The sequence below is a fragment of the Acinetobacter sp. YH01024 genome, from assembly GCF_013420195.1.
GTDB classification, from domain to species: Bacteria; Pseudomonadota; Gammaproteobacteria; order Pseudomonadales; family Moraxellaceae; genus Acinetobacter; species Acinetobacter amyesii.
Genome location: NZ_VOYQ01000061.1, coordinates 1 through 13,738, shown reverse-complemented (window position 1 = coordinate 13,738; position 13,738 = coordinate 1). Strand labels below are relative to the sequence as shown.

At 39.7% G+C, this 13,738-nt stretch carries 11 protein-coding genes and 1 other RNA gene; 6 read left to right on the top strand and 6 right to left on the bottom strand.

Annotation, left to right across the window (positions count from 1 at the left end; translation table 11 throughout):
• Window positions 1–227: 227 nt before the first annotated feature.
• The 3 genes from lon to FTT88_RS15830 form a co-directional block, all read right to left on the bottom strand.
• The gene (gene lon / locus FTT88_RS15840) at window positions 228–2,654 is read right to left on the bottom strand and encodes an endopeptidase La (protein WP_180004138.1); all 2,427 of its coding nucleotides are present in this window, start codon (window positions 2,652–2,654) and stop codon (window positions 228–230) included.
• A 147-nt stretch (window positions 2,655–2,801) separates the two neighbouring features.
• Entirely contained in the window at window positions 2,802–3,389 is a 588-nt protein-coding gene (locus FTT88_RS15835) for a 5-formyltetrahydrofolate cyclo-ligase (RefSeq protein WP_180004140.1), read from the bottom strand.
• Window positions 3,390–3,601: 212 nt separating this feature from the next.
• Complete coding sequence (locus FTT88_RS15830; RefSeq protein ID WP_180004142.1) at window positions 3,602–4,408, bottom strand: OmpA family protein; 807 nt, start codon at window positions 4,406–4,408, stop codon at window positions 3,602–3,604.
• On the opposite strand from FTT88_RS15830, the gene FTT88_RS15825 reads away from it, so the two are divergent.
• From FTT88_RS15825 to FTT88_RS15810, 4 genes are all read left to right on the top strand, one after another.
• The gene (locus tag FTT88_RS15825) at window positions 4,389–7,667 is read left to right on the top strand and encodes a cadherin-like domain-containing protein (RefSeq protein WP_180004144.1); all 3,279 of its coding nucleotides are present in this window, start codon (window positions 4,389–4,391) and stop codon (window positions 7,665–7,667) included. The genes FTT88_RS15830 and FTT88_RS15825 overlap by 20 nt on opposite strands.
• On the top strand, window positions 7,648–7,992 hold the full coding sequence (locus tag FTT88_RS15820) for a type I secretion C-terminal target domain-containing protein (RefSeq protein ID WP_180012168.1): 345 nt from the start codon (window positions 7,648–7,650) through the stop codon (window positions 7,990–7,992). Before FTT88_RS15825 ends, FTT88_RS15820 begins: the two co-directional genes overlap by 20 nt.
• Before the next feature lie 261 nt (window positions 7,993–8,253).
• A complete protein-coding gene (locus FTT88_RS15815; protein ID WP_257223046.1) occupies window positions 8,254–9,453 on the top strand; it encodes a YncE family protein in 1,200 nt (399 codons plus the stop codon).
• Between the two features lie 84 nt (window positions 9,454–9,537).
• Window positions 9,538–10,020 carry a hypothetical protein gene (locus FTT88_RS15810; protein ID WP_180004149.1) on the top strand — a complete coding sequence of 161 codons (483 nt, stop codon included), beginning with the start codon at window positions 9,538–9,540 and terminating at the stop codon, window positions 10,018–10,020.
• A gap of 145 nt (window positions 10,021–10,165) precedes the next feature.
• On the opposite strand, the gene ssrS is transcribed toward FTT88_RS15810, so the two are convergent.
• The 3 genes from ssrS to FTT88_RS15795 form a co-directional block, all read right to left on the bottom strand.
• A non-coding RNA gene (ssrS, locus tag FTT88_RS15805) (6S RNA) lies at window positions 10,166–10,348 on the bottom strand.
• A gap of 99 nt (window positions 10,349–10,447) precedes the next feature.
• On the bottom strand, window positions 10,448–10,735 hold the full coding sequence (locus FTT88_RS15800) for a cell division protein ZapA (protein WP_168378082.1): 288 nt from the start codon (window positions 10,733–10,735) through the stop codon (window positions 10,448–10,450).
• A 2-nt stretch (window positions 10,736–10,737) separates the two neighbouring features.
• Window positions 10,738–11,289: a hypothetical protein gene (locus tag FTT88_RS15795; protein WP_180004151.1), complete on the bottom strand. Its 552-nt coding sequence runs from the start codon at window positions 11,287–11,289 to the stop codon at window positions 10,738–10,740.
• A 64-nt stretch (window positions 11,290–11,353) separates the two neighbouring features.
• Here FTT88_RS15795 and FTT88_RS15790 point away from each other — a divergent pair, with 64 nt between their 5' ends.
• Together FTT88_RS15790 and pepP are read left to right on the top strand one after the other, a co-directional pair.
• Window positions 11,354–11,971 (top strand): UPF0149 family protein, encoded by a 618-nt coding sequence (locus tag FTT88_RS15790; RefSeq protein ID WP_180004153.1) that lies wholly within the window; start codon window positions 11,354–11,356, stop codon window positions 11,969–11,971.
• 102 nt (window positions 11,972–12,073) lie between these two features.
• Window positions 12,074–13,396 (top strand): Xaa-Pro aminopeptidase, encoded by a 1,323-nt coding sequence (gene pepP, locus FTT88_RS15785; RefSeq protein WP_180004154.1) that lies wholly within the window; start codon window positions 12,074–12,076, stop codon window positions 13,394–13,396.
• The last annotated feature ends 342 nt before the right edge of the window (window positions 13,397–13,738 follow it).

Genomic DNA, 13,738 nt, shown 5'->3' with positions numbered 1-13,738 from the left:
GTTTGATGCAGGCTTGTTTCAATCCAATTTAAATCAATAAGTTCACAAAAATGGTTGAGTGATGGGAGAGAATGTTCAAGAGTGGATTCTAAATGTTCAGATAAAGACATAAAAAAATGAGCGTATTTACATACACTCATTTTTACTACATTTTACTAAAATTTGCTTAACTGACTGGCATTACTGTCCAAACAGGGCTTTTTTCATTTATTGCGAGTTGCTAGCGCTTAGTGACGAGCAGCTTTGCCACCTTCAGTTGCTTTGACAATCGGTGTCTTTGCAAGAGGTTTAGGCATATCAACTAAGGCTAGAGGTAAAATCTCATCAATCGATTTCACTGGTTTAATTTCTAGACCTTCTTTGACATTGTCTGGAATCTCAGTCAAGTCACGAACGTTGTCTTGTGGGATAAAGACAAGCTTAATGCCACCACGGTGAGCAGCGAGAAGTTTCTCTTTTAAACCACCAATGCGCATTGCACGGCCACCCAGACTGGTTTCACCAGTCATTGCGATATCTGGACGAATTGCAATGCCTGTAAAAGCTGAAACAAGAGCGGTAGTTAGGGCTAAACCAGCAGATGGACCATCTTTCGGTGTTGCACCTTCTGGTAAATGCACGTGTACATCTGTTTCTTCAAAGCGAATCGCTTCAATACCTAGTTCATCTGCACGGGTACGTACAACGGTCATCGCTGTTGTGATCGATTCTTTCATGACATCGCCAAGAGAACCGGTGGTAATGAACTTGCCTTTACCTTTCACTGCTGCAACTTCAATTGTTAGTAGTTCACCACCAACAGATGTCCAAGCCAAGCCGTTTACACGACCCACTTCAGCTTCTTCTTCGGCCATACCGAAGTCGAATTTGTGTGGACCTAAGTAGTCAGGAAGATTTTTCGAATTCACTTCAATTTGAAGATTTTTCGCTTTCTTGCTCACTGCTTCTTTTACCACTTTACGTGCAATTTTAGACACTTCACGTTCTAAGCTACGGACACCGGCTTCACGTGTATAACGTTGTACGATATCGCGGATGGCTTCTTCGTGAACGGTTAATTCTTTCGCACGTAGACCGTTGTTCTTGATGGCTTTTGGAACAAGGTAACGTTCAGCAATATTCACTTTTTCATCTTCGGTATAACCCGGTAGACGAATCACTTCCATACGGTCAAGCAAAGCTTCTGGAATATTCATGCTGTTTGCAGTGCAGATGAACATCACTTCAGAAAGGTCTAGATCAAGATCTAAATAGTGATCATTGAACTTACTGTTTTGTGATGGATCGAGGACTTCAAGCAATGCTGAAGCAGGGTCACCACGGTAGTCTTGCGCCATCTTGTCGATTTCATCGAGTAAGAACAGTGGGTTCTTTACGCCAACTTTTGTCAAAGACTGCACAATTTTACCGGGCATCGCACCGATATATGTACGACGGTGACCACGAATTTCAGCTTCGTCACGCACGCCGCCAAGCGCCATACGGACAAATTCACGACCAGTTGCTTTGGCAACAGATTCACCGAGTGAAGTTTTACCAACACCTGGAGGACCAACTAAGCACAGGATTGGACCACGAAGTTTTTTCACACGTGATTGAACAGCAAGGTATTCCACGATGCGGTCTTTCACGTCGTCTAAACCATAGTGATCGGCATCAAGAATATCTTGAGCTTTCGCAAGGTTAATGCTGACTTTGCTGGCTTTGTTCCAAGGCGTATCTAAAATAACTTCTAGATAGTTACGCACGACAGCAGCTTCGCTCGAAGCAGGTTGCATTGCTTTTAGCTTGCGGAACTCATTTTCAGCTTTTTTACGTACATGTTCAGGTAAATCGGCTTCAGCTAGACGTTTTTCAATTTCTGCAACGTCATCTTCAGCACCGCCATTCATATCAGAAAGTTCGCGTTGAATGACCTTCATTTTTTCATTTAAGAAGTATTCACGCTGATTCTTTTCCATTTGGCGTTTTACAGAATCATGTAAGGTTTGCTCAATTTGCTGTTCTTCTGACTGTTGTAATAAATAGGTCATGAGTTCAGCTAAATGTGCTTCAAATTCGTCATGCTCTAAGAATTTTTGTTTTACATCAATATTCAAAGGCACGCGTGTAGCTACGAAGAATAATAATTGTAGCAAATCATCAATTTTATTGGCTGCTGCAATCAATTCACGTGCGTTACGCAATTTTGCTTCTGCATATTGAGCAAATAAGGTGCGTAATTCTTCCACACGGTTATTCTGAGTTTCTGAGTCTACAGAAACCGTCATTGGGCTTAATGAATGCTCGGCAGTCAGGTAATCATCGGTATCGATAATTTTTTCTAACTTGGCACGATATAAGCCTTCAATCAGTACTTTTATACAGTTTTCATCATTCTCATGATTCACAACTTGCACAATCTTCGCGACAGTACCGTATTGATATAAATTGTCGTGATCAATTTCTTCTGTAAGCGAATCTTTTTGTGCAACTACGAATACAAGATTGTCACTGTCACGTGCGACATTGACTGCATTGATCGACTTTTCGCGACCCACAAACAGTGCAATTTGCATGTGAGGATATACAACCACATCTCGTAGCGCTAAAAGCGGTAATACGCTCGGAATTGTAGTTTCCAAGCTTTCTTCATTCATAATAATCTCAGACATGGGCACTCCTAATGAGTGACAACGGTGTTGCCATGTTTTTTATAGTGATGTGTATTTTTTAAATTACAAGGGTCATGCCAATTAAAATGTATAAAAAATGACTAAATATGTGATTTATAAGTGTAACTCAGTGTCAAGAATATCAAATTAACGTTTGAAGCTTAAAGTTTGAGATGGGCTAATAAAGCCATCTAGCGGTTGATCCCATGCCTCTCGGACCAAAGAGTCTTGAATGAGTTGAAAATCATGACCAAGTCCTAAACGGTAGGGGGTAGAGTGGGCTGTTACTAATGTTTTATCGTAGAAGCCACCCCCCATACCAATACGTGTGCCGTACTTGTCGCAAGCCAGCAAGGGCATGATTAAAAGGTCAAGATGAGAAACATGCTTCCCACGACTTGCCATAGGCTCTTTCATGCCGAGTGGGTGATGAGAAAAACGTTTATTGATGTACTGATGTCGTGAGATTTCAACCCAAACCAGTTGCTGATTCATGTTGCAAATCATGGGTAAATACACGTGTTTATGATGCGCAAAACAGTAATGGATAAGCTTTTGAGTGTGAATTTCACCGAATGCATGTAAATACACGCCTATATGCTGACTGCGCTGAAAATAACTGAGTCTGATTAAACGGTGTAGGACTTGTTGTTCAGCTTGTCGTTGGGCCCATGGGTTTAGGCTACGACGCTGCTTGCGGAGTTGTTTGCGAAGGCTGGTGGTGCTCAAAGTCATGATTCATTTCAAAGTAGCACAAAATTCTCAAGGCATTTTAACGCGTTCAAGCTTAAAAGTCCGAAAAAATAGGATTTATCTTTTTTATATAAAGCGTTCCTTAAACACTAGTTAGCTTAAGGAACGCATACTTATTTAAGGTTTTTTATACCAAGAATTTGCACATCAACACGACGGTCTGCTTGTAAGCATGCTTTTAAGGCATTTCGATCTTACACATCAAAACAACCATTGGTTACAGGCTGAGTTTCACCTGCTGAAGCGAAACTTAATTTGTCAGCAGCAATCCCTTGGTTCATTAAGTAATTTTTGACAGTCTGTGCACGTTGTAATGCAAGTTGCTGATTATATTGCTCACTGCCTAAACGGTCGGTATGGCCGGTAAGCTTAATCATATCAATACGTGCATATTGATTATTTAGTTTAGTTGCTAGTTCATTCAAGCTTGATTTACCAGCAGGAAGTAAATCGGTTAATTTCCCACCATTAAATTTAAATAAAGAATTGGCAGCTAAATTTATATTATCTAAACTCGGTTCAATTGGTTTTTTCACATTTTTTAGAGCATTATCTCTAATCGGGCAGTTATTAATTATAGTGCCATCATTATTTAATATAATGGGCTTGCCGTTATTATCAACTGTAAGGAGTAAGTTATTCATAATTGACTTTTTGTTTACACAATATCTAACTGAATAATTTTCACAATTAGTTGTACAATTTTTCAATTTAAATTGGTATTCGCCTTCTTTTAAATAAAAATCAGCAGAATTATTAATATAAAAATCTCCCGCTTTAAAGTCATCTATATAGAGTTTAGTTGCACATTTTTGGTCTTTAGCTTGATCATCTGCGCATAATTTTTCATCACGTTGCACATGTATTTTGTATGCATCAATAGTATTGTTTTGAAACAACAAATTATCTGGTTTTGCATACTTATTTACGCCAGGAAAAGTTGAACATGCGACAACTGAGCGTCCACAAGTTGAGGTGACTGTGACACCGAATGGTGACATCGTACAGACTTACCCTGATGACACCGATCCATCCACAATTACGCCTGACCAAATTACGGTTAAAGATCCAAATGGCAAAGACATCGTGGTTGAGTTTGGTACACCTGAGACTCAACCAGACGGTTCAATCACGGTAACGGGTAAAGTGCCAGAGGACGTTGAAGGCAAAGTTACGGTTAATGTACCAGAAGGTTCATATGAAGACACTTCGGGTAACCTGGGTCTACCAGGTACAGGCAACGAAAACATCAATATGGTTCCGCCTGTAGCAGAAGTGACGATTACACCAGATGGTAAGATCACTGTGATTTATCCGGATGATGTGAACCCTGACACGATTGAAGAAGGTAAAATTGTTGTTGAAGGTCCAAATGGCCCAATCGAAGTACCATTTACGCCGCCAGTGAAACAACCAGATGGCTCATATGTGGTGACTGGTGAAGTCCCTCCGGGTGTTGATGGTAACGTTACGGTAACTGTCCCTACAGATAGCTATGAAGATAAATCAGGTAGTCCAGGTGAGGAAGTAGATAAAACTGTCCCAGTGGACAATATCGCTCCTGAAGTTGAGACAACCCAAGTGGTTACGATAGAAGATCAAAGTGTGACATTAACATGGGCGCATTTTGGTATTTCAGATGCAAATACAGCAAATGATCAGCTTGTTATTACGGTAACAAATCTGCCAAAAGACGGTGTATTGACAATCGTAGATGCTGCTGGGAATAAAACACCAATCATCGCGGGTCAAACACTATCTTATGCTGATATTAATGCCGGAAAAGTTGTATTTGCGCCAGATGCTAACGAAGCTTCAGCAACTGACGGCGGAGTATATGCAGGCTTAGAATTTAATGTTTCTGATGGTAAACATGTGACTTCAGGTGAATTGGAAATTGTTGTCGATGCAGTGGCAGATAAGCCTTCTTTAACATTAGATTTATTAGATTGGAGCCCAACGGCTGTTAATTTAAATATTCAAACTTGGAATAATCTTAAAACTGTTACTGTTGATGGAAAATCTTATAATTTATTGCAAGGTAATGGTAATGGCATGCCAGCAGATACCTTGAGAACGGTTTTTGAATACTTAACCAGTTCGAAAAATACAACTCTTCCACCTGCAAGCACGAGTGAAACTACAAGTTTGGTTGATTCAAGTGTAGCAACCTATGAAGGCGTTGCAATTACAGGTTATGTGTATTTGGAAGCTGGGCATACTTATAGCTATAAAGGTAAAGTAGATGATAGTGGTATGTTGATTATTGGAAACCAAGATCCTGTATTTGTGAGTTGGGGAGGCTTGAGCCAATCGGTAGACCTTAGCTTTACCGCTAAAGAATCAGGGTTCTATACCTTTGATTTCTACACGCATAACCAAGCAGGTCAGGGTAACTATGATTTCCAATTAATCGATCAGTCACATGGTGATAAGATAAGTTATTATCCTAGTCTTGATGCTGCTGTATCAGATCTGAATAATTTTTATCAACAGACTAATTCTTCTGTGGAATGGCAAGTATCTGACTTGATTCAAGGAAGTAGTAGCGATAAAGATCAAAATGGTTTCCATAGACCATATTTCAACCTAAGTGGTGAAGTTGGACAGGATATTTCTCTTGGTCTACTTAATACTAGTTTGAATGATCTCGATAGTTCTGAAAGCTTAACACTGAATTTCTCTGGTTTGGTTGAAGGTATGAAAATTTATGCTATTACAGAGGACGGAACTCGAGTATTGCTTGGAACTGCGGATACAAATGGCAATTTAAGTTTTGTCGCTGATGGAATGAGTATCGAAGGTTCAAACTTAGTGGCGATTGCACCACCAAGTTTGGCTGTTACGGGTAATTCTTTACAGTTGAACGTGAAGCTTGAATCTCTTGCAACTGAAAAATCGAATGGTTCAACTGCAAGTTCAGAATTAGAGTTCGGTGTAATTTTGTATCCTGCTTCTGTAACAAACGTAGCACCTGAAATTGAAATTGAACCAGAAGTAGTCACTGTTGGTGCAGCTGTTGCCGGTCAAAAAATTGCTGCTTATGCTGCATCGGATGCAGATAATGATAGTCTGACTGTGACATTTGCTAATGGCTCGACAGTTAGTGCCGACGGTTTCTATCAATTATCATTGGCTGATCAATCTGTAACCTTAACTCAGAAAGGTGCGGATCAGCTAAATTCAGGTGCTGTATTGCCTTCGATAAGTCTTCAAGTTACTGATGGTAAAGTTACAACTCCTGTAACTGGCAATGCTGAACTCATTGAGTTAAAAGCAACATTAACAAGTGAAATTTCGGTATCAGGGTCAACATCAGGTGGAACTGGTGGTGGTGCGTCAAGTTCAGTGATTAACGTTCCAAACCTAGGTACGATTTATAAAGATGCACAAGGTAATTATGTTTCTGATGATCTTGTTGCGGGTGCGAAAATTGTAGATATTGCTGCACAGATGCAAGCTATTATCAATGATCCACAGTATGGTAATGATTTCAATAAAATTAACGAAGCGCTAAGAATCTTTACTAATTTGAAAAGTGAAATTAACGTTTCTGAAATTATTATTATCAATTGGGAGAAAATTGACAAAGTTCTGACTCAGAATGAGCTTGGGCTTAATTTCTCAAATAGTTTCCCTAAAGACTTTGGAGGTGAAAAAGGTACTCCGAGTGACTGGATTGTATTTGATGAAGCGTATTCAGGTGAAAAATATCCTGTCAATTCAATGATTTTAAACAACTCTGATACAACCAACTATAATGATGGTTTTAACTTGAGTATTACGGGTGTCCAAAATGTAAGTGGTTTCCAAATTAATATGTTGGAAGGTGTGCTATTTGCGGATGGAACTCAAATTGCTAAGACAGATGAGAAAAATCAAAATGGACAGGATCAACTTGGTGTAATAGCTCCGGAAGCAGGCGTTCCAGAGAAAGTTTTACAATTTACTTTACATGCAGAAGTTCTAAATGATGCAGAGGCAAATGTGAATGTAAATGGTGTGAAATTTAAATCTGCTGCTCTTGATGCTTTAGTTGATGCCAAAGTTTCGGTAAATGGTATATCAGTAAGCAAAGATTCAGATGGGTATTATGCTTATCAAGGCACTTCAAGTAGTCAAGTTGAAGATTTTGTAGTGAAAGTTACAGTCCCTGAAACCTCAATTCAAGATGTAAATGTACTTACAACCCAGCTCGAAACAGAGTTAGGAAACAGTGACTGCGACAGCATCGTTTGCGATGTTCTCATTAGAAAGTGAAAGTTTACTTATTGGTGATGATATTGTTTTTGACCTTCTTGCAGATGACAATTTGGGCGGTAATACATTAACAACAGTAAATGATTTTTCTATTGCTGACCAAATCGATATCTCTTCATTACTTTCTGACGATGCAACTGAAGCGAATCTCGCAGAGTTTGTAACAGTAGCATATGACGAAGAAACTGATTCAGCTGTGATTTCAATTGACCGTGATGGCACATCAGGTCTGAAATACGAATCACAAGATCTCGTGGTCTTACTCAATCAAACGAGCAAAGTCGAACTAGATGACCTAATCAACAATAATCAAATTATTTACTAATCATTTGATGAACTAAAAAAGCACCTTCGGGTGCTTTTTTTTGCTTCCCAAAAAGTGAATGCAGATTGAAGACTTGGTTTTAATCAACAACTCATCGGAATTAAAACAAATACGCTATATCTACACTTGTATATTGAATAAGCTTTCTTTGCGCTTAAAAAGCGACACTTATCTGATGACGTAGCTCAAAAGGTATGCATAAAAACAAATTAATGGACAATAAAAATGAAAAAGAATCTCTGGATTAGGACACTTCTTTCGATGACAATCATGGTGTCTCCACTCACTTTCGCAGCGACCAGCACTGCACCCATTCCACCCAATAGCCAGCAAGTTTTTTTTGTGGGTAATAACTGGGATGGTACGGTTACAGTCATCAATCCTGCAAAAAACTATCAAAAAGTTGGTGTTATCAATATGGTGCCCGACAAAAAGGAACGGCTCACTGAGATTTACCTCAACCCAGTAAAATTGATTGCCTATAGCTATATTCGTAATACAGCAGGAGAGGGAAATGATCAATTGGTCGATGATATGTATTCCACACCAGATGGCAAATCGGTGGTTGCATCACGCCCAAGCTATGCAGATGTTGTCTCGATTAATATTGCAACAGGGAAAATTAATTGGCGCACACCCGTTGAGGGATTTCGAGCAGACCATATGGCAGTATCCCCTGATGGGCAACAGGTTGCAGTATCAGCGTCTTCAGGAAATGTCGTACATATACTCGATATCAACACAGGCAAAGAGCTCGGGCGCTTTGCCACAGGAGATAAGCCACATGAAAATATTTACTTTGATGGTGGCACAAAAATTCTTAACTCAGCCATAGGTAATGTGGAAACCTCAATGGATGCAGCGTGGCAGGATTTCACTAAAGGCAAACGCTATATCACCATTGCCGATGCTAATAATTTTAAAGTCTTGAAAAAAATTGATTTTCGACCTGCATTGGATGCCTTTGGCCGTAAAGACCTGTCTAACTCAGTTCGACCGATTGTATTTAGTAAAGATGAATCCAAAATCTATGCTCAGGTCTCATTTTTTAATGGTCTGGTCGAATATGATCTCAATCAAGACAAAGTCACGCGCATTGCACAGCTTCCGGGAAGTACAACTATTCCCTCTGATCGCACGAAATGGGTAAATGACTCACGTCATCATGGGCTTTCAATCAGTGGAGATGGTGAAAAACTATGTGTCGCAGGAACCATGGATGATTATGCCACCATCGTCGATCGTAAAACTTTGACCGCGGCGAAACTGATTGCTGCGGGCAAACCGTATTGGGCAACGCAAAGCCCAGATGGTAAACGCTGTGTCATTTCTGAAAGTGCGACAGATGCAGTAACCGTGATCGATTTCGCGACAGGTGAAAAAGTCATCACTGTGCCTGTTGGCAATCACCCACAGCGCGTTCGTTTAGGTTATGCGCCAGCAGGATGGGGCAGTCAGTAAAACAGTTTAAATCAAATGCAAATGGAAAATTCAGAGTCAAATCGGCTCTGAATTTTTTAATTGAAGAACATTAGAGATTGGATCATGTATAAGAAATGGATTGCTTTAGGATTAACGTTTAGCTTGTTTTTAGGGTTGATGATTCAATTTTTAAAGCCCAAGCAAGAGCACGTAGAGCAGCAACAGACTCAACTGGATACACAAATAGTTCTTAGCCCGCTTACAGTGCAAACCACTAAAAATGCTTTAAATGATCAAAGTTCAAAACAAAAACAAGAAAGAGAAGATAAGGAAATGCACACCCAGTTATTACAGCAACGTGAACAAGTATTTCAAGAATTTCAGCAAATAAATACGCAGATGAGTCAGGGGCAGCAGCCGAATCAAAATCAAGTACTCGCTTTACTCGAGCAACAATATAGATTGGTTGAAAAAGGTGTCGTGCAAGTAGATGAAGCCATTTCATCTATTCAATATTTACGCCAAATACTCCCTGAAATGGACAGATCTTTAGATGAGCAGCAAGCCAAACTGGAAACAACTCAAAGATTGAATAAGGCGGACTAAATAAGCTTTTGAAAATGAACAAACTTGAATGAAATATTTAAGCGAGGAACAGAAGTTGAATAGAACAGAAATAGAATAGTGAATTTTTTAGAGTATTTTTGAATTGAGATGAATGTTTAAAATTCATTTAATGATTTGGAAAATAAACACTCCGAAGATGCCGCTGCAAATGTCGTGACCCTGAACCCGATGAGTTCAAGGTGGACGCGACGTACACTCGCTGGGTTTCCCACTCGAGGAGGGCATACGCTCAGAATATACAGAACACATCCATAAGTTTAAGTATCGGCAGGGGATTAGACCTAGCTGGCGAACACCTCAGAGATGTGCTCAGTATAACGAATTCAGCGTTATTGGCAAATCACCAAACACTGACAAAGTGTTTAAAATGAAGCAATCGGGCAAAGTATAATCACTAAACCACCGATTAATCAGTCAATTCTTCAACTTGTTCCAAAATATTTTGCAACAAAAGTTCGCAGTTTGCATATTCTTGCAAACTCTTATTCATTGACAGGACTTCTTGCATTAATTCAAGTGCAACCATAATGATCAACTTACTCGGTTCCATACGTGGTGCTTTACGACGAAATTCATCGTATTTGTCATTCAGTAATTGTGCTGCGCGTTCTAAATCGGCTTGTTGGTCAGAAGTCGTTGCTAAACGGAAACTATGACCTAGAACTTTTAAATCAACTGCAATTTGTTCACTCATGATCAAACTTCCTCATTACTTTCAGTCGGATGTGCCAATTGTTGAATTTCTTGCGCATGTTGATCTTGAGCTGTACCTAAAATAGCTAAACGTTGAATAATCGCTTCAACTTTTGCTTTGGCATGTTCATTTTTTTGAAGCAGACGTTCACGTTCTTGCTTTAAACCTTGAATTTCTTGCTGAGCATGACGTTGTTCATTTTGCATTTTTTCTTTGACGATACGTAACTCATTACGCTCTGCCAAAATTTCTTGAAAACGATTTTTTAGATCAGTACAGCTTTTTTCAAGGCGGCTGTATCGGTCAGCCAAAGCAGTTGCATCAGTATTGAGCTGTTGAAGTTGAGCACGTGAATCAGTTAATTGCTCATTCAGTGTTTCAATTTCTTCTTGTTTCGAGGTGATAATGCCGTTCTTATGTACAATTTGAGCATGATGCTGCTCATTAGATGAGTTTTTCTCATCTTGTAAGGCACCATTTTCGCTTTCAAATTGCGCCAGTCGCTTTTTTAAAACGCTAATATGCGCTTGGAGACGCTGTAATTCTTCTAACATAACGTAGTCGCACAGTCTTGCAAACAAAGGTAATATATACGAAGTATAGAGATTGGATAAGCGAATGCAAGACGATATTTCAGGTTGGTCAGATTGGTCCCAGAATTTTTCTAAAATTGAAGAAATTTCAAGCCCAAGTGAGTTACATGGTCTACTCACTGGTATAGTTTGTGTGTCACAACCCCCGAGTCGTGAAGAGTGGCAACAAATTTTAGCAACGCTTGATGTGGCTGAATTAGACGAAGATGCGGTGGCATTGTTGACTGAAGAAGCAGAAGATGTAGCTCATTCACTTTCAGATGATGAACTCGACTATCTTCCTTTATTACCAGATGATGATCACTTACTAGGTGAGCGTGTACAAGCATTGGCAGACTGGTGTGCAGGTGTGGTTCTTGGTTTTGGTTTGGCGGCAGGACATCTGCGTACCAATGAGCAAGAATTGATTGAGCATTTACAAGATGTCGCTTCAGTAGAATTTGAAGATTCAGATGATGATGAAGAAGGTGAAGAAAGCTATCAGGAATTATACGAATTTGTACGTTTAATCCCAGTAAGCCTATCGATGGGACGTACCAAAGTAGATGTTTCAGAAACACCGTTGTTACAGCTGAGCGCTAAAAACTCATCGGCTCAAGCGGGCAATGTGGTTGAAATGTTCACTCCACATCGTCCAAGTTAAGGCATTCTTTTTGCATTAATAATTAATAGATGATGGGCTTTATCTAAGGAGTTCATCATCCTATTAAATCAATCATAGTCCAAGCGTATAAGAAGCATATCAATGAAGAAATTAACTCAAGCGGATTTTCAAGAACGTCGAGACATCCTTGCGGGTGAAATGGGACTACGTAGTATTGCAATTATTGCCACGAGCAAAGAAGCCATGCGTAATCGCGACGCAGATTATAAATTTCGAGCTGATAGTAGTTTCTTTTATTTAACAGGTTTTGCTGAACCTGAAGCGGTTGCAGTGATTGAAACCTTTGATAGCGAAGAAGAAGGTTATAGCTATAGTTTGTTCTGCCGTGAACGTGACCGTGAAATGGAAATTTGGAATGGCTACCGTGCGGGTGTAGATGGGGCTGTAGAAGATTATGAAGCTGATGAGGCTTATGCCATTGATTTATTAGACGAAGAAATTTTAGAAAAATTACAAAATAAAGATAAATTATTCTACCGTATTGGGCAGCAACCAGATTTTGATGCTCGTGTGGCGCAGTGGATTTCGGCTGCAAGTGGTGAATCACGTAAGGGTGCAAGTGCGCCTGCTCAAGTCATTCAACTAGATCGCATCATTGATGAAATGCGTTTGCATAAGTCTAATGATGAACTTGAATTGATGCAGATTGCTTCGGATATTTCAGCAGAAGCGCATACTCGTGCCATGCAAACGGTTAAACCAGGCATGATGGAATATGCACTAGAAGCAGAACTGAATTATGTCTTTGGTAAAAATGGCTGTGTGCCTTCCTATAACAGCATTGTCGGCGGCGGTGAAAATGGCTGTATTTTGCACTATGTGGAAAATGACAAAGAACTCAAAGATGGTGATTTGGTACTGATTGATGCAGCATGTGAATATCAGCTGTATGCCTCAGACATTACCCGTACTTTCCCAGTCAACGGTAAATTCAGCCCTGAACAAAAAGCACTTTATAATATCGTACTCGATGCGCAAATTGCGGCGATTGATGCGGTGCGTATCGGCAACTCTTATAAAGAACCACATAACGTTGCAGTGCGTATTTTAGTTCAAGGTTTATTGGATCTTGGCATTATGCAAGGAGATATTGACGAAATCATCGCAAAAGAAAGTTACCGCCAATTCTATATGCATGGTACGGGTCATTGGCTTGGTATGGATGTGCATGACGTCGGTTCATACAAGCAAGACGGTGAATGGCGTGCCTATGAAGAAGGCATGGTTGTAACGGTTGAACCGGGGCTCTATATTGCGCCTGATGATGAAAGCGTTGATGCGAAATGGCGTGGTATCGGTATTCGTATTGAAGATGATGTGGCTGTAACTAAAGCAGGTCCACGTGTTTTAACAGCTGCAGTGGTCAAGTCGGTGGAAGACATTGAAGCCTTGATGGCGAAGTAATTTACTGTAAGAGAATAAGCCGGTCAGATGATCGGCTTTTTTTATCTACAAGCAGTCTTATAAATACTAGTCATATAGACAAGGGTAATTAACAATGGAGTTGATTTTATGACGTTAAGTTTTTACAAAAATTAGATATAAGTCTTTTTAAATTAATCGTATAAGTTTTTTATTTTAATCATAATTATGGGTGTTAGAAAAGCTGGGGTGGTTATCACTGCTGTCCCACAATTTTTCACAAGAGGAAGCTCATTTGAGCTTCCTCTTGTTTTATGGGTATTTTATCGGGTGAAAATAAAGCTTTTAAAGTTCTTCTTTCAAACAAATTCACTTGAATTATTC